The 14,718-nt window shown below is 68.4% G+C and carries 14 protein-coding genes; 5 read left to right on the top strand and 9 right to left on the bottom strand.

Annotation, left to right across the window (positions count from 1 at the left end):
- Positions 1 to 20: 20 nt before the first annotated feature.
- Complete coding sequence (locus tag KQ297_RS06065; protein ID WP_259738611.1) at positions 21 to 536, bottom strand: flavin reductase family protein; 516 nt, start codon at positions 534 to 536, stop codon at positions 21 to 23.
- 113 nt (positions 537 to 649) lie between these two features.
- On the opposite strand from KQ297_RS06065, the gene coaD reads away from it, so the two are divergent.
- Together coaD and KQ297_RS06055 are read left to right on the top strand one after the other, a co-directional pair.
- Positions 650 to 1,126 (top strand): pantetheine-phosphate adenylyltransferase, encoded by a 477-nt coding sequence (gene coaD, locus KQ297_RS06060; protein WP_259738610.1) that lies wholly within the window; start codon positions 650 to 652, stop codon positions 1,124 to 1,126.
- A gap of 17 nt (positions 1,127 to 1,143) precedes the next feature.
- Positions 1,144 to 2,094, top strand: coding sequence for a hypothetical protein (locus KQ297_RS06055; RefSeq protein ID WP_185464578.1), 951 nt, complete (start codon positions 1,144 to 1,146; stop codon positions 2,092 to 2,094).
- Here the strand turns inward: KQ297_RS06055 and dacB are convergent.
- From dacB to dapF, 5 genes are read right to left on the bottom strand one after another with little or no spacing between them, the layout of a single operon-like run.
- The gene (gene dacB, locus KQ297_RS06050) at positions 2,069 to 3,364 is read right to left on the bottom strand and encodes a D-alanyl-D-alanine carboxypeptidase/D-alanyl-D-alanine-endopeptidase (protein ID WP_259738712.1); all 1,296 of its coding nucleotides are present in this window, start codon (positions 3,362 to 3,364) and stop codon (positions 2,069 to 2,071) included. The two genes, KQ297_RS06055 and dacB, sit on opposite strands and share 26 nt — an antisense overlap.
- A 4-nt stretch (positions 3,365 to 3,368) precedes the next feature.
- Positions 3,369 to 3,908 carry a DUF4330 domain-containing protein gene (locus tag KQ297_RS06045; protein WP_185464579.1) on the bottom strand — a complete coding sequence of 180 codons (540 nt, stop codon included), beginning with the start codon at positions 3,906 to 3,908 and terminating at the stop codon, positions 3,369 to 3,371.
- A 56-nt stretch (positions 3,909 to 3,964) separates the two neighbouring features.
- A complete protein-coding gene (locus KQ297_RS06040; RefSeq protein ID WP_259738609.1) occupies positions 3,965 to 4,663 on the bottom strand; it encodes a DUF1995 family protein in 699 nt (232 codons plus the stop codon).
- A 27-nt stretch (positions 4,664 to 4,690) separates the two neighbouring features.
- Entirely contained in the window at positions 4,691 to 5,884 is a 1,194-nt protein-coding gene (locus KQ297_RS06035) for a cysteine desulfurase family protein (protein ID WP_259738608.1), read from the bottom strand.
- A complete protein-coding gene (gene dapF, locus KQ297_RS06030; protein ID WP_259738607.1) occupies positions 5,881 to 7,047 on the bottom strand; it encodes a diaminopimelate epimerase in 1,167 nt (388 codons plus the stop codon). Before dapF ends, KQ297_RS06035 begins: the two co-directional genes overlap by 4 nt.
- A 12-nt stretch (positions 7,048 to 7,059) precedes the next feature.
- On the opposite strand from dapF, the gene KQ297_RS06025 reads away from it, so the two are divergent.
- Together KQ297_RS06025 and leuS are read left to right on the top strand one after the other, a co-directional pair.
- On the top strand, positions 7,060 to 7,281 hold the full coding sequence (locus tag KQ297_RS06025) for an Hfq-related RNA-binding protein (RefSeq protein WP_259738606.1): 222 nt from the start codon (positions 7,060 to 7,062) through the stop codon (positions 7,279 to 7,281).
- A gap of 83 nt (positions 7,282 to 7,364) precedes the next feature.
- Positions 7,365 to 10,028 (top strand): leucine--tRNA ligase, encoded by a 2,664-nt coding sequence (gene leuS / locus KQ297_RS06020; protein WP_259738605.1) that lies wholly within the window; start codon positions 7,365 to 7,367, stop codon positions 10,026 to 10,028.
- Here the strand turns inward: leuS and fghA are convergent.
- Genes fghA through KQ297_RS06005 form a run of 3 tightly spaced genes read right to left on the bottom strand, consistent with a single transcriptional unit; the run spans position 10,025 to position 13,657 of the window.
- Positions 10,025 to 10,873: an S-formylglutathione hydrolase gene (gene fghA, locus KQ297_RS06015; protein WP_259738604.1), complete on the bottom strand. Its 849-nt coding sequence runs from the start codon at positions 10,871 to 10,873 to the stop codon at positions 10,025 to 10,027. The genes leuS and fghA overlap by 4 nt on opposite strands.
- Before the next feature lie 12 nt (positions 10,874 to 10,885).
- Complete coding sequence (locus KQ297_RS06010) at positions 10,886 to 12,004, bottom strand: S-(hydroxymethyl)glutathione dehydrogenase/class III alcohol dehydrogenase (RefSeq protein ID WP_399251302.1); 1,119 nt, start codon at positions 12,002 to 12,004, stop codon at positions 10,886 to 10,888.
- A 51-nt stretch (positions 12,005 to 12,055) separates the two neighbouring features.
- Positions 12,056 to 13,657 (bottom strand): glucose-6-phosphate isomerase, encoded by a 1,602-nt coding sequence (locus KQ297_RS06005; protein ID WP_259738603.1) that lies wholly within the window; start codon positions 13,655 to 13,657, stop codon positions 12,056 to 12,058.
- A gap of 334 nt (positions 13,658 to 13,991) precedes the next feature.
- Here KQ297_RS06005 and KQ297_RS06000 point away from each other — a divergent pair, with 334 nt between their 5' ends.
- Complete coding sequence (locus KQ297_RS06000; RefSeq protein ID WP_259738602.1) at positions 13,992 to 14,717, top strand: helicase DnaB; 726 nt, start codon at positions 13,992 to 13,994, stop codon at positions 14,715 to 14,717.
- Position 14,718: the final 1 nt, after the last annotated feature.

Raw genomic sequence — 14,718 nt, 5'->3', positions numbered from 1 at the left:
GACTGACTCCCGGGCCCGGCTCAGCCTCCGTACTGCCAGCCGGTGGGACCGAGCTCGAGGGCGGCTCCGTCGCGCTGCAGCACGGCACTTTTCACTTCCGCCACGAACACGGTGTGATCCCCATGGGCCACCTCACCAACCAGCTCACATTCGACGGCGCCGAGAGCAGCCTCCAGGATCGGCAGACCGAGGGGACCCAGGCTGTAGGGAGCGGCGTCGAAGCGGCCGCCCACGCCGTTCTGGGGCTTGAAGAAGACCGCCGCCAGGTCCTTCTGGTCGGCCGCGAGCACGTTGAGTGAAAAGCGCCGGGTGCGCTGGATGATGCCGTTGCTGGTGGAATCGGCCCGCACGGCCACCACCACCAGGGGTGGTTCGAAGGAGCCCTGGGTGACCCAGCTGGCGGTGAAGCCGTTGACGGTGTCGCCTTCGGCCACGCCGCAGATGAACAGCCCGTGGGGGATCTTGCGCAGCAGCGTTTTCTTGGCGGCGGCATCGAGGCCGCCGCTGGCGGCGCTGGTGGGAGCGTCGGTGGCCATCTGCCCTGTCGCGATCGATACCCTGACTTTAGGCAGTGTCATCGCCTGCAGCGGCATCGTCCATAGGATCCGCGCCAACGCTTCCCTGCAGGGGGCCCCATGACCGACCTCCCATGAAGGCCCTGTATCCCGGAAGTTTCGATCCCCTCACCCTGGGCCATCTTGACCTGATCGAGCGGGCCGAGCGGCTGTTCGGAGGGTTGGTGGTGGCGGTGCTGCAGAACCCGAGCAAGCAGGCCAGCTTCCCCCTCGAGCAGCGGCTCAGCCAGATCCGCCAGGCCACGGCCCACCTGGAGACAGTCGAGGTGAGCTGCTTCGACGGCCTCACCGTCGACTTCGCCAGACGCTGCGACTCCACCGTGATCCTGCGCGGGCTGCGGGCCATGAGCGATTTCGAGTTCGAGCTTCAGATCGCCCACACCAACCGCAGCCTGGCCGCGGAGGTTGAAACCCTGTTCCTCGCCACGGCCGCACACCACAGCTTTCTCAGCAGCAGCGTGGTCAAGGAAGTGGCCCGCTTCGGTGGGGATGTGCGCCACATGGTCCCGCCAGGAGTGGCGGATGACCTCGCCAGGCTCTTTAATCGGTAATCCTCTGCCCCGTTGAGATGGCCGACACTCGGATCAGCGTGCTGGATCAGATCGACCAGCTCGAAGAAATCGTGCTGGAGGGCAGCCGCATTCCCTTCAGCGGGGGCCGCCTCGTCAATGAGCAGGACGCGATCGAGCTGATGGACGCGGTCCGTGAGGCCATGCCGTCGCAGCTGGATCAGGCCGAGGAGCTGCTGCGCCAGCGGGAGAGTTTCATTGCCCAGGCCCGCCAGCAGGCTGAGGAGATCATCGGCCGGGCCCGCCAGGAGCGGGAGCAGCTGATCAATTCCGCCGCCGTTCGCCAGGAGGCCGAGCGTCAGGTCACCGAGCTGCGCGAGCAGGCCCGGCAGCAGTGCGAGCAACTCCTGCTCTCGGCCCGGCAGCAGGTGGCCCAGACCGAACAGGAGCATCAGACCCGGCTCGCCCAGACCGAACAGCAGTTCAGCAGCCGCCGCCAGCAGCTGGAGCAGGAGGCCATGCAGCGGCGACAGCAGCTCGACCAGGACTTCTCCGAGATGAAGCGCCAACTGAGCGAGCAGCACGAACGCTCCCGGCAGCAGAGCCTGCAGGAGCTGGAGAAGATCCGTCAGGAAGGGCTTCGCATCCAGCGCGAAAGCCAGTCGGAAGCCGAGCGCCTCCACAACGACGCCCTGCAGTTCCGCCAGCAGACCCAGCAACAGTGCGAGGCCCTGATCAGCCGCACCCGCCAGGAAGCCACCACGGTGCAGGACGGCGCCAACCGCTATGCCGAGCAGGTGCTCACCGAACTGGAGGGACGACTGGGAGAACTGAGCAAGGTGGTTCTGGCCGGACGCCGCGAACTGGTCCGTATCCAGAGCACCGAGGTGTCGGCGTCGGCCGAGAGGAGCCCCGCGGCACAACCGCCTGCCGGTGAGCAGGCGGCCGTGCCGATCAGCCGCGCCCGGCGGGCCGCCTCACGGCTCAGGCAGGTGGCTGGCAGAGGCTGATGTTCTGCACCTGACGCAGCACCCTCCCGATGGTGGTGTTCGGAGTCCGAGCACCATTCGAGATCAGGCTCACGTAACGGGGTCCATCACTCGTGCTGAGCACGCCACTGATCGAGCGCACTCCGGTGAGGGTGCCCGTCTTGCCGCGAAAGCGGCCCGCCAGGCTGGTGCCCTTGTAGAGGTTGCGCAGGGTGCCCCGCTGACCGGCCACCGCCATGGAGGCCATGTAGTAGCCGGCATAGGGGTGCTGCCCCATGGTCAGCAGCAGGGAGGTCACGAAGCGGCTGGTGAGCCGATTGGCCCGGTCGAGGCCGCTGCCATCGGCCACCCGGATTCCCTGCAGTGGCAGGCCCTGCTCGGCCAGCCACTGCATCTGGGCCTGGCGGCTGACGGCCAGATTCCAGCTGCCGCTGGCCTGACGCATCAGCACTTCGGCGGTGAAGTTATGGCTTTCGGTGTTGGCCAGGCTGAGCAGGTTGTGCATCGGAGCTGAGGGCTCCTCATGGATCAGCACGGCGTCGCTGGAGAGGGGTGCGTCGGGGGACACCACCGTCATCTGGATGGCCTTCCCCCCTTGGCGCACCAGTTCCCGGTTGAGCAGGGTGCGCAGCCGGGAGGTGGGGTTGGCCACCGCCATGTCGATGGCATTGCTGGTGAGGGCCAGGCGGGTGATCGGAGCGCCGTAGGCATAGGCGCGATCACCGGGATGCCAGCCCTGGGGCCACCAGGCCTGGGGTGGCATCTCGGCCAGTTGGAGCCGCACCGCGCTGGGGGGGGCTCCATCGGCGCCCCCGGAGCCGAGAGCCAGCTTGGCGAAGCGCTGCAACTGGGGCAGGGCAAGGTCGGGATCGCCTTCTCCGGTGAGCCGCAGGGTCCCATCGGAGAGGCGCCAGAGGCGGGTGGTGAGGCGATAGTCAGGACCGAGACGATCCAGAGCGAAGGCCGTGCTCAGCAGCTTCTGGTTGGAGGCGGGCACCCGCGGTTGCAGGCCGTTCACATCGGCCAGGAGGCGGCCGTTGCCATCGGCCACCGACACACTCCAGACCCTGGCTTCAGCCCCCAGGCTGGCCTGGACCCGTTGCTGCAGGGCCGGACAGCTCACCTGGCTCTGGAGCCGTGGCAGTCCGGCCGCTGCCGGGGAACCGGGAAGGCGGGCCAGGGGGTCGGCAGCCAGCACGGGCAGTCCTGGCGCCAGGGCCAGGCCGAAGGCAAGGGCCCTGACCAGACTCCGAGGGGCGCGACGGGGCTGGGACTGGGAGATCATCACCATCATCTCAGGACTCACCAAGGACAAGACCACTGACAGAACCATTGAGGCGGTAGTTGCGACCCTCAAGCTCGATCGGGGCTCCGATCTTGAGGTTCTGGTTGCCGAAGACCACTCCGCCTTCGGTCTTCCGGCCCTGGCCCTCGAGAACGAAGCGGGCATCCAGGGAGCCGACCCTGGCCTGGTTCGGATCCTCGGCGGTCACGACGCTCCCGTCGGGTTGCAGGGCCACCAGCCTGCGCTGCAGCCGCTCCAGATCTTTGAGCTTCACGCTGCCGTGGGGCTGATTGCGGATCACGATGCTGACCTTCCCCTCCTCACGGGCTGCGGCGATCAAGCCATCGGGATCAGCGGAGGGAATCCCGCGCACGTCGACGATCACCGTCACCGGCTGCATCGCTCCGGTGGCGGTGGCCACGGCACCACTGAGTTTCGGGCTCCAGACAACACCTGCGATGGCCAGCAGCACGGCGCCTGCGGCGCCGATGTCGACCAGCCCCCAGCGGGAGGACCCACCCGGCGCTGCGGGGGTTGACTCAGGGGGCATGGGCAGGGGGCAGACGCGCAACTTTAAGGAGCCTTCACCGCTCCGGCCAGGGGGGGTCAGTTGCGCAGGCTGCCGATGAACCGGTCGAGGGCCTGCAGACCCGCCACCACATCGGGGCCGTCCTCGGAGCTGAGGGCCTCAGCCTGCTGTTCCGCATCGGGCTTCTGCTCGAAGCTGGCGGCTGGACGGTAGCCGTCGGGATCCAGGCGATAGAGCTCCCATGGACCGGGAAATGTGAAGCGAAGGGCGCCGCTGTCCAGAGGCAGAAGGGCATAGGCCGCTTGCCAGGAGGCGAGAAACCCCCGCCGGCGCTCGCGGGCCACGCTGCCGATGCCCACGGCGGCGTCCTCCAGGCGTCCGTTCAGCAGCACCACCCCGGCGGGATGGGCCTGACAGAGACGCTCCACCTCCTCGTACTCGGCCTGGGCGGGCTCCACCATGATCAGCAGGTCGGCGGAGGGGGGATCACTCTGCTGCTCCTGGCGCCGCAGCTGATCCCCGAGCGAGCCCAGATGCGGCGCCAGCTCAGGGGCATCGCGCCGGGCCAGGGCGGCGGCACCGGCGTCAGGGAAGAGCAGGCGCACAGGCCGCTCCGTGGGATCCAGGGCCGCCAGCAGCCTCAGGGCCAGGGGCAGCACCTTGAGCCCCTCGAAGCGCAGCTCCACCGTCCAGCGCCCGCGGGGGGTGTCAGCGAGGGCCGCCGCCAGGGCTGAGAGGGCCTCAGCTTCGGCGCTGCGCAGATCGGGAGGGAGCACGCAAAGGCACGGCAAAGCCCGGCGACCCTACCCAAGCTGGCCGTCGACCACAGCCTGCCGGGCCCGCTCGAAGCGGACGGGTACCGCATCGAGCTGATTGGGATCAAGCCAGGGGCCCAGGCTCAGGCGCAGGCCACTGGCGGCCAGTTCCGGGTCGTAGCCCATGGCCAGCAGCACCGGACTGGCGCCGGCTCGCCCCCCCTGACAGGCACTGCCACTGCTGACAGCCAGGCCCTGGCGCCAGAGGGCCTGCACCAGACGGCGACCCGGCAGGGGGCGCCCGGCACCATCCCGCACCACCAGGCTGAGGTGGTGGGGCAGACGCTCATCGGGGCAGCCACTCAGCTCCACACCGCCCAAGGCCAGCAAGGCCTCCAGCAGGCGGTCACGCCATGGCTGCAGCGGATCCCGGCCGCCGTGCAGCGCCAGCCGATGCTGGGCCAGCCGCAGGGCCTGGGCGAATCCAGCCGCCAGAATCACCGGTTCAGTCCCGGAGCGCAGCCCCCCCTCCTGGCCGCCGCCTTCGAGCAGCGGACGCAGTTCAAGGCCGGGACGGGCCAGCAGCGCCCCGATCCCCCGCGGTCCCTGCAGTTTGTGGGCGGTGAAGCTGAACAGATCCACCGGCAGGGCAGTGAAATCAATGGGGCGGTGGCCCACCACCTGAACGGCGTCGCTGTGCAGCAGCACGCCGGCACGGCGGCAACGCTCTCCGATCGCCTGAAGGGGTTGAAGCGTGCCCACCTCGCTCTGGCCCCAGATCACGGAGACCAGCCGCGTGGGGGGCTCCAGCAGGGCCTCCAGGCGATCCAAGCGCACCCGGCCGACAGGATCGACCGGAAGCCGCTCCAGCGACCAGCCCGAACCGGCCAGACGCTCGGCCGCAGCCTGCACCGCCGGATGCTCCACCGCCGAGATCAGCAGCCGGCCGGGGGGCAGGGCCGCCGCCGCCCCGAGCAGGGCCAGGTGGGCAGCCTCTGTGCCCCCCGAGCAGAAGGTGAGCTGCCGGGGCTCGGCCCCGAGCAGGGAAGCGATCAGCTGACGGCTGCGCTCCAGCGATTCAGCTGCCCTCAGCCCATAGCCATGCAGGCTGGAGGGATTGGCCCAGGCGGTTCCCGTGGCGGCAGCCATGACCTCCAGCACCGTTGCGGCAGGAGGGGCGCCGGCTGAAGCATCGAGGTAGAGCTCCTGCGCTGCAGAGCCGTCGGGCAGGCTCCGGGTCACTCGGCCGGAGGCCCGGAGCCAGCGCCGTCGCGGCTGAAGCGGGCCTGGCTGCGAGCTTCCAGCGACTGGGTCGCCAGGGCAACCAGATCATCGAGCGAACGGCTCTGCAGCAGCGCCTCCACCCGGAGACGGGCCTCGGCACTGGGGCAGTCGTCAGGCCGCTGGCAGCCCTCCACGCAGGCGATCGCGCAGTTGATGTCTTCTGGCTCCGCCGGCCGCGGCGTCTCCGGCCTGGTGGCGAGCTCAGCAACGCCTTCAGCGTTGCTGTCCGGCTGAACGGCGTTCTCCGCCGCCGGCGCCAGCACCCCATCAAACACCGGTTCGGCAGGCCCTGTCATGTACAGATGGTTCGACTGGGAATCCCAGTCGATCCAGAGAGACCCGCCGGGCAGATCCAGACGGGCCGAGCGGGCGCTCAGGCCCAGGCGATGGCAGGCCACGAGGGTGGCGCAGGCCCCGGTGCCGCAGGCCAGGGTGGGGCCAGCCCCCCGCTCCCAGACGCGCATCACCAGATGGTCGGCGCCGAGCACCTGCACGAAATGAACATTGGTGCGGGCCGGAAAAGCAGGATGCACCTCCAGCAGGGCGCCGAAACGCTCCAGATCCACGCCCTCCACCGCCTCCACCGGAATCACCAGATGGGGATTGCCCATCCCGGCCGCCGCCCCCCCGAAGCGGGCCCCCTCCACCTCCAGGTCCCCCTGGGGCAACCCCGCGGGGCCGATCGGCAGGGTGGTGGGCACCTGGTCGGGCACCAGGAACGGCTCGCCCATGTCCACGCGCACCATGCCGTCGCTGAGCAGTTCCGGCACCATCCGACCGGCCATGGTCTCCACCTGCCAGGTCCGGCCCGGTTGATCTCCGTCGCTGTCGGCCAGAAAACGGGCCAGGCAGCGGATGCCGTTGCCGCACATCTCCGCTTCGCTGCCGTCGGCATTGAAGATGCGCATGCGCAGTTCCCCATCCCCCAGGGGGGGGAGCGCGAGAATCACCCCGTCGCCGCCCACGCCGAAGCGGCGGTCGCAGATCCAGCGCACCCGCTCGGGGTCGAGACCGAACACCTCGCCTGGATCAGCGGCCTCGCGCCCGTCGAGCATCAGAAAGTCGTTGCCCAGCCCCTGGTACTTGCTGAATGCCAGCACGGCTCCGCTCTCGATCGACATAGCCTGAATCCTATGGAGATTCACAACCTGGATCCAAGCCTGCCTGGTGTGCGCCAGCTCCAGAACTGGGTCCGCCAGCGCACGGCTCTGCGGGTGCGATTCCCGGGTGGAGAGCAGCTCGAAGGCTGCCTCGATTGGCAGGACCCCGAGTTTCTCGCCCTGCGCCCCCCGAACGCCCATCAGCCGGTGCTGATCCGCCGCTCCGCCCTCGACACCATTCAGGCGCTGGAATGAACCCGAGCTGATCGCCCCATGGAGGTGTGGCACGATCACAACCACGCACTCAACGGCTGATGCGAACCGGCCGACTCCGGAACATGGCCGCGTCCGACTCCCATCCCAACGCCGGCAACAGCCCGGTCGACAACCGCTACCGCCCAGAGGCGATCGAGGCCGGCTGGCAGCGGAGCTGGCAGGAGCAGGGGCTGCACCGGACACCCGAACCCGGCGATGACGGCGAGGGCAGCGGCAGCGGTGACGGCGAAACGTTTTATGCCCTCTCGATGTTCCCCTACCCCTCGGGGAACCTGCACATGGGCCATGTGCGCAACTACGTGATCACTGATGTGATCGCCCGGGTGCAGCGGCTGCGGGGGAGTCGGGTGCTGCATCCGATGGGCTGGGACGCCTTCGGCCTGCCGGCGGAGAATGCCGCCATCGAGCGGGGCGTGGATCCCGGCGACTGGACCGACGCCAACATCGGCCAGATGCGGGCCCAGCTCCAGCGCCTCGGCCTCTCGATCGACTGGGACCGGGAGCTGGCCACCTGTCATGCCGACTACTACCGCTGGACGCAGTGGCTGTTCCTCCAGTTCCTCGAGGCGGGCCTGGCCTACCGCAAGGAAGCGACGGTCAACTGGGATCCGATCGATCAGACGGTGCTGGCCAACGAGCAGGTGGATGGCGAGGGCCGCTCCTGGCGCTCCGGGGCAAGGGTGGAGAAGCGGCAGCTGCGCCAGTGGTTCCTGCGCATCACCGACTACGCCGAAGCCCTGCTTGACGATCTCCAGCAGCTCGATGGCTGGCCGGAGCGGGTGCGCACGATGCAGTCCAACTGGATCGGGCGCTCGGCCGGAGCCCAGCTGCACTTCCCGATCGTGGCGCCAGCAGCGGCCGCCGGCAGCGCAACGTCGATCACGGTCTTCACCACCCGACCCGACACCGTTTACGGCGTGAGCTACCTGGTGCTGGCCCCGGAGCATCCCCTGGTGGCCAGCCTCACCGCCCCTGAGCAGCGCCTGGCGGTGGAGGCCTTCTGTGATCTGGTCAGCGCCCAGAGCGAACAGGAACGCACCGCCGAGGATCAGCCCAAGCGGGGGGTGCCCCTGGGCGCCAGCGTGCGCAACCCCTTCAACGGCGAGACGATCCCCATCTGGATCGCTGATTACGTGCTGGCCGAGTACGGCACCGGCGCCGTGATGGGGGTCCCCGCCCACGACCAGCGGGATTTCGTGTTCGCCCGCCAGTACGAGCTGCCGGTGAAGCGGGTGATCGTGCCCGAGGGCGCCCACGAAGAGGCCTACGACGGTGGCGCCTGGACCGGAGGCGGCTGCCTGGTCCATTCCGGACCCTTTGACGGCCTCGATGCGGCTGAAGCCCGCGCCGGGATCGTGACCCTGGCCGAAGCGGAAGGCTGGGGTGAGGGAAAGGTGCGCTACCGGCTGCGCGACTGGCTGATTTCCCGCCAGCGCTACTGGGGCTGTCCCATCCCCGTGATCCACTGCGACAGCTGCGGTGTGGTGCCGGTGCCGGCGGAGCAGCTGCCGGTGGAACTGCCCAGGGATCTGGCCTTCAGCGGCAAGGGCGGCTCACCCCTGGCGCAGCTGGAGAGCTGGGTGACGGTGCCCTGCCCCTGCTGCGGCCAGGCCGCCCGGCGGGAGACCGACACGATGGACACCTTCATCTGCTCCTCCTGGTACTACCTGCGCTACAGCGATCCCCACAACACCCGCCTGCCCTTCGAGCGGAGTGCGGCCGACCGCTGGTTGCCCGTGGACCAGTACGTGGGCGGCATCGAGCACGCCATCCTGCACCTGCTCTATTCCCGCTTCTTCACCAAGGTGCTGCGCGACCGTGGCCTGCTGAGCTTCGATGAGCCGTTCCAGCGGCTGCTCACCCAGGGCATGGTCCAGGCCATCACCTACAGAAATCCCCAGACGGGCCGCTACGTGGCCCCGGCGGATGTGAGCGATCCCGCCGATCCCCGCGATCCGGTCGATGGTGAGCGGCTCGACACCTTCTTCGAGAAGATGTCCAAGTCGAAGCACAACGGCGTCGACCCCTCCGTGGTGATCGACCGTTATGGGGCCGACACCGCCCGCATGTTCATCCTGTTCAAGGCACCGCCCGAGAAGGACCTGGAGTGGGACGACGCTGACGTCGAAGGTCAGTTCCGCTTTCTGCAGCGGCTGTGGCGACTGGTGGACGGGGCGGTGGCCCGTGGACTGAGCCTGAGGGCCGTCGCGGCTGGACCTGCCGAAGCGAGCACCTCGGGGGAGAAGGAGCTGCGAAGGGCCGTGCACACCGCCATCGCCGCCATCGACGACGACCTGGCCCCGGGGCGTTACCAGTTCAACACCGCCGTCTCGGAGCTGATGAAACTCAGCAATGCCATGGCGGCGCAGCTGGAGGCCGCGGCCGAGCCCGTGGCCAGCGAAGCGCTCAGGGCCCTGGTGATCCTGCTGGCCCCCTTCGCGCCCCACCTGGCTGAAGAGCTCTGGCAGAGGCTGGGTGGAGCCGGCAGCGTGCATCGCCAGCGCTGGCCCGTGGCCGATCCCGCCGCCCTGATTCAGGACACGGTCCCCCTGGTGATCCAGGTGAAAGGCAAGGTGCGGGGCCAGCTGGAGGTGCCAGCCGATGCCGATGCCGCCACCCTGGAGCGGCTGGCCCTGGAGAGTGAGATCGCCCTGAGGTGGCTGGAAGGCCAGCCTCCCCGCCGCGTGATCGTGGTGCCCGGCAAGCTCGTGAACCTGGTGCCCTAGCCCAGGGGAATCAGGGCCGCCGCATGGTGTCGCAGGTGGTCCTCGATGAAGCTGGCGATGAAGAAGTAGCTGTGGTCGTAGCCCGGCTGGAGCCTCAGCTGGAGCGGGTGGCCGGCGGCTTGGGCGGCAGCCTCGAGGTCATCGGGTCGCAGCTGACTCTCCAGGAAGGGATCGTCGAGTCCCTGGTCGATCAGCAGCGGCAGCCGCTCCGGCGCCGAGGCGATCAGCTCGCAGGCGTCCCAGGAACTCCAGTGGGTGCGATCGGGGCCGAGGTAGCGGCTGAACGCCTTCTCCCCCCAGGGGCAGCAGCTCGGATGAGCAATCGGTGCAAAAGCTGAAACGGAGCGGTAGCGGCCGGGGTGACGCAGGGCAGAGACCAGGGCGCCATGCCCCCCCATCGAATGGCCACTGATGCCGCGCAGCCCGTTGAGGGGAAGCTGGGCCTCCAGTAGCGCCGGCAGCTCCTCCACCACGTAATCGTGCATGCGGTAGTGGCGCGCCCAGGGGGGTTCGCTGGCATTGAGGTAGAAGCCGGCCCCATGGCCGAAGTCCCAGGCTCCGTCTGGATCTTCGGGCACCTCAGGGCCACGGGGGCTGGTGTCGGGAGCGATCAGGGCAAGGCCGAGGCTGGAGGCCAGGCGATGGGCGCCAGCCTTCTGCATGAAATTCTCATCGGTGCAGGTGAGCCCGGAGAGCCAGTACAGCGCCGGCACGGAGCCGCCGGCCAGGGCCTGGGGAGGCAGATACACCGCCAGGGTCATCTCACAGGCGAGCGCGGCCGACTGGTGCCGGTAGCGCCGATGGGCACCCGCAAAGCTGCGGTTCTCACTCAGGAGTGTGAGCACGGGGGACCTCCCTCAAGGGTTGAAGTGGATCACCGAGCGGATGCTCTGACCGGCGTGCATCAGATCGAAGGCCCGGTTGATCTCCCCCAGGGGCATGGTGTGGGTGATGAAGGTGTCGAGCGGGATCTCACCGCTCTGGAACCGCTCCACATACCCCGGCAATTCGGTGCGGCCCCGCACCCCACCGAAGGCCGAGCCACGCCACACCCGGCCGGTGACGAGCTGGAAGGGGCGGGTGGCGATCTCCTGGCCGGCGCCGGCAACGCCGATGATCGTGGATTCGCCCCAACCCTTGTGGCAGCACTCCAGGGCGGCCCGCATCACCTGGACATTGCCGATGCACTCGAAGGAATAATCCACTCCCCCATCGGTGAGATCGATCACCACCTCCTGAATCGGTGCACCCGAGGCGCTTGGGTCGAGGCAATCCGTGGCACCGAGCTGGCGGGCGATCGCGAACTTCTCGGGATTGGTGTCGATGCCGATGATGCGGCTGGCGCCGGCCATCACCGCACCGATGATCACAGCCAGGCCGATGCCCCCCAGACCGAACACGGCCACCGTGCTGCCTGACTCCACCTTGGCGGTGTTGAGCACGGCACCGATGCCGGTGGTGACCCCGCATCCGAGCAGGCACACCTTCTCCAGGGGAGCCTCCTTGTTGATCCTGGCCACGGCGATCTCGGGCACCACGGTGTATTCCGAGAAGGTGGAGGTGCCCATGTAGTGGTGAATCCGGCGGCCGGCCCTGGAGAAGCGGCTGGTGCCGTCCGGCATCAGGCCCTTGCCCTGGGTGCCGCGGATCGCCTGACAGAGGTTGGTCTTGCCGGAGAGGCAGAAGCTGCAGGACCGGCACTCGGGTGTGTAGAGGGGAATCACGTGATCCCCCACGGCCACGGAGGTCACGCCGGCCCCCACCTCCTCCACGATCGCGCCGCCCTCGTGGCCGAGCACGGCAGGAAAGAGCCCTTCCGGATCCTGACCCGAGAGGGTGAAGGCATCGGTGTGGCACACCCCGCTGGCCACCACCCGCAGCAGCACTTCACCGGCGGCCGGCGGAGCCACCTCGATCTCAGTGATCTCCAGGGGCTGGCCCGCGGCCCAGGCCACCGCAGCGCGGGAACGGATCATGGCCGCAAAGGTGCGGAACTTAGCAACGGGACCAGAGCCCCTCGACCCTGCTCATAACTTCTTGAACGCGAGCCCTGACGGATCGCTCCAATCGCCCTCGGCGCCATAGCCGCGGGCATTGCCGCAGAGGTGGCGCAGGATCCAGAACGCCGCTTCCGGGCTGGGCAGCTCCAGCTCCGCCTGGATGGTCCCCAGGGAGCGGGCCTGCCCGTCAGCCAGAAGGGCCTCCAGCCGGCTCTGGAGCTCGAGGATCGTGGCAGCGGCCTTCTTGCCGGCCTCCACTCCGGGCTGGTCATAGGCGTTCACGTTCACCAGCTCGGCATAGAGGCCAACGGCCCGCTCGAACAAAGCCACCAGCGCCCCCAAGCTGCAGGCATCAAAGCGGCGCAGGCTGATCGAAAGGCTCTGGCGGCCCCCTTCGCTGAGGGCGGAGCGGGTGCCCTGCAGAAATCCATCAAGGAAGTCGCCCGGGTATTCCCCGCCAATGGGGGCCAGATCAGCTGGATCGTCGAGTGCTTCGATGAAGGTCACGAAGAAGTTGTCGACACCGTCGCGGAGCTGCTGCACGTAGGCGTGCTGATCGGTGGAGCCCTTGTTGCCGTAGACAGCGATGCCCTGGTGCACCTGGCGCCCATCGCGGTCGAGCCGCTTGCCCAGCGACTCCATCACCAGCTGCTGCAGGTAGCGGCTGAACACCTCCAGCCGGTCGCGGTAGGGAAGCACCACCATGTCGCGCTGTCCGGCTCCGCCGCCGGCCACATGCCAGGCGGCGGCCATCAGCGCTGCGGGATTGTCGCGCAGGCGCCGTACACGGGTGGCCGCATCCATGCGGGCCGCCCCCTCAAGAAAGCCACGGAGGTCGGCACCGATCAGGGCTGCAGGAAGCAGACCCACGGCGCTGGTGATGCTGGTGCGTCCCCCCACCCAGTCGAACATGTCGAAGCGTGCCAGCCAGCCCTCCGCCTCGGCCCGCTGATCCAGCTGAGAGCCCACCATGGTGACGGCAACGGCCTGCTGAGCCCAGGTCCCGCCGAGGGCCTCGAGGCGGGCGCGGGCCTGCTCCATGCCCAGGCGAGGCTCGGGCGTGCCACCCGACTTGCTCACCACCACCACCAGGGTGGTAAGCAGCCGATCCCCCAGGGCCGAGAGGGTGCGGCTCATCCCCTGGGGATCGACGTTGTCGAAGAAGTGAAACGGCAGCCCCACCCCCTCTTCCTTGAGGGCGCGCAGGATCAGCAGGGGACCCAGCCCGGATCCACCGATGCCGATCCAGAGCACATCGGTGAAGGGCTTGCCCGATGGCGCCGAGCAGGCTCCACTGATCACCTGCTGGCCGAAGTGGGCGATCCGCTCCACCTCCGCCTGGATGTGGGCCGCCACCGCCGGATCGGGCGCCAGCTCAGGGCTGCGCAGCCAGTAATGACCCACCTGGCGGCCCTCATCGGGGTTGGCGATCGCCCCGGATTCCAGGGCCTGCATCGCTGCGAAGGCACGATCAAAGCCAGGCTCAAGGGCCTCGAGGTGCGCCTGGTTGAGCGCCATGCGGCTGACATCGACCCAGCAGCCCAGGTCGTCGTGATACCAGAGCAGAGCGCAGAAGCGCTGCCACTGCACCTGGGGCTCGTGGATGCTGTAATCCGGGAGCGTCGTCATGCGCGCTGTTTCACGAATCGGCTGCCGAGGCTGAACCTATCCGTGGAAGGGCCCCCTAGGAAGCTCAGGGGTGGCATGCCACACCGAAGCCAACCGGATCGGCACGCATGGTATGGACGAAAACACAAACGCCCCCCCGATCTGGTCGTCCCTGGGGTTGCCGGTACTGTTCATGAACATTCTGGATCTCCCTATTTCCTTGTCGACGCGCCCTGCGATCACGTCGCCCTCCCCCTGGAGCGGGTCGAGGCGCTGGGCTGTCGGCTTCACCGCCACCTTTGCACTGCTGAGCCTTTCAGCAGGCTCCCCCCGGCGAGAGCTCCCAGCAGCAGGTTTGCTCACAGAACCCGGGCTGACCGCCAGCCTCACCACCGACAGCAGCGATCCCGCAGCCTTCACCAGCGAAGGCCAGCGCCCCGATCCCCTTGACTTCACTCCTGAGGAACTCAAGGAACTGCAGCGCCGCTTCGGTGTGCACGGACCGCAGGCTCCTCTCGCCCAGCTGTTCACCCACGGACTGGATCAGCTCACCCCCCTGCGGGCCCGCACGGTGGAGAAGCTGGAGGAACTGCGGCCCGTCATCCTTCTGGAAAGCCGCCGCCACCACATCAACCCGATGCTGGTGGCCGCTGTGCTCTTCGATGAGATTCAGCACGCCAAACCAGGGGAAGATCTGCCGCTGGCGGCTCAGTCAGGGTTGTTCAGCACCCATGGCCCCGCCCAGCTCGGCATCGGCGAGCTGATTCATCAGGGTCTGCTCCCCCCCGATCCCAGCGCGGATCAGATCCAGACAGCACGGCTGGAACTGCTCGACCCCAACCGCAACGTGACCCTGCTGGTGGGCAAGTTTGCGCGTCTCAGCCGGGACCTGGGCTTTCCAGCTGGCCGCACCCTCCAGGCCAGCCGCAGTCCCCGGGATGCCAAGGCGCTGGCCACCCTGGCGTACCTCCACAACGGCAAGCTCGATTACCCCGCCCGGATCCTGAGCTACATGCAGGATCCGGAACTGCATGCGCTGATCTACTCCGAGCGCAAACCCCAGCTCTCACAGCTGATCTAAC

Source organism: Synechococcus sp. CS-205, assembly GCF_025128255.1.
Lineage (GTDB): Bacteria > Cyanobacteriota > Cyanobacteriia > PCC-6307 > Cyanobiaceae > Regnicoccus_A.
The sequence above is the reverse complement of the archived record's forward strand: the minus strand, read 5'-3'. Positions and strand labels throughout refer to the sequence as shown.

What these genes read in the sequence shown, in the direction of transcription:
- KQ297_RS06065 (WP_259738611.1), bottom strand. Translation starts at nt 536, where the DNA reads ATGGCCACCGACGCTCCCACCAGCGCCGCCAGCGGCGGCCTCGATGCC.
- coaD (WP_259738610.1), top strand. Translation starts at nt 650, where the DNA reads ATGAAGGCCCTGTATCCCGGAAGTTTCGATCCCCTCACCCTGGGCCAT.
- KQ297_RS06055 (WP_185464578.1), top strand. Translation starts at nt 1,144, where the DNA reads ATGGCCGACACTCGGATCAGCGTGCTGGATCAGATCGACCAGCTCGAA.
- dacB (WP_259738712.1), bottom strand. Translation starts at nt 3,364, where the DNA reads ATGGTGATGATCTCCCAGTCCCAGCCCCGTCGCGCCCCTCGGAGTCTG.
- KQ297_RS06045 (WP_185464579.1), bottom strand. Translation starts at nt 3,908, where the DNA reads ATGCCCCCTGAGTCAACCCCCGCAGCGCCGGGTGGGTCCTCCCGCTGG.
- dapF (WP_259738607.1), bottom strand. Translation starts at nt 7,047, where the DNA reads ATGTCGATCGAGAGCGGAGCCGTGCTGGCATTCAGCAAGTACCAGGGG.
- KQ297_RS06025 (WP_259738606.1), top strand. Translation starts at nt 7,060, where the DNA reads ATGGAGATTCACAACCTGGATCCAAGCCTGCCTGGTGTGCGCCAGCTC.
- leuS (WP_259738605.1), top strand. Translation starts at nt 7,365, where the DNA reads ATGGCCGCGTCCGACTCCCATCCCAACGCCGGCAACAGCCCGGTCGAC.
- KQ297_RS06010 (WP_399251302.1), bottom strand. Translation starts at nt 12,004, where the DNA reads ATGATCCGTTCCCGCGCTGCGGTGGCCTGGGCCGCGGGCCAGCCCCTG.
- KQ297_RS06005 (WP_259738603.1), bottom strand. Translation starts at nt 13,657, where the DNA reads ATGACGACGCTCCCGGATTACAGCATCCACGAGCCCCAGGTGCAGTGG.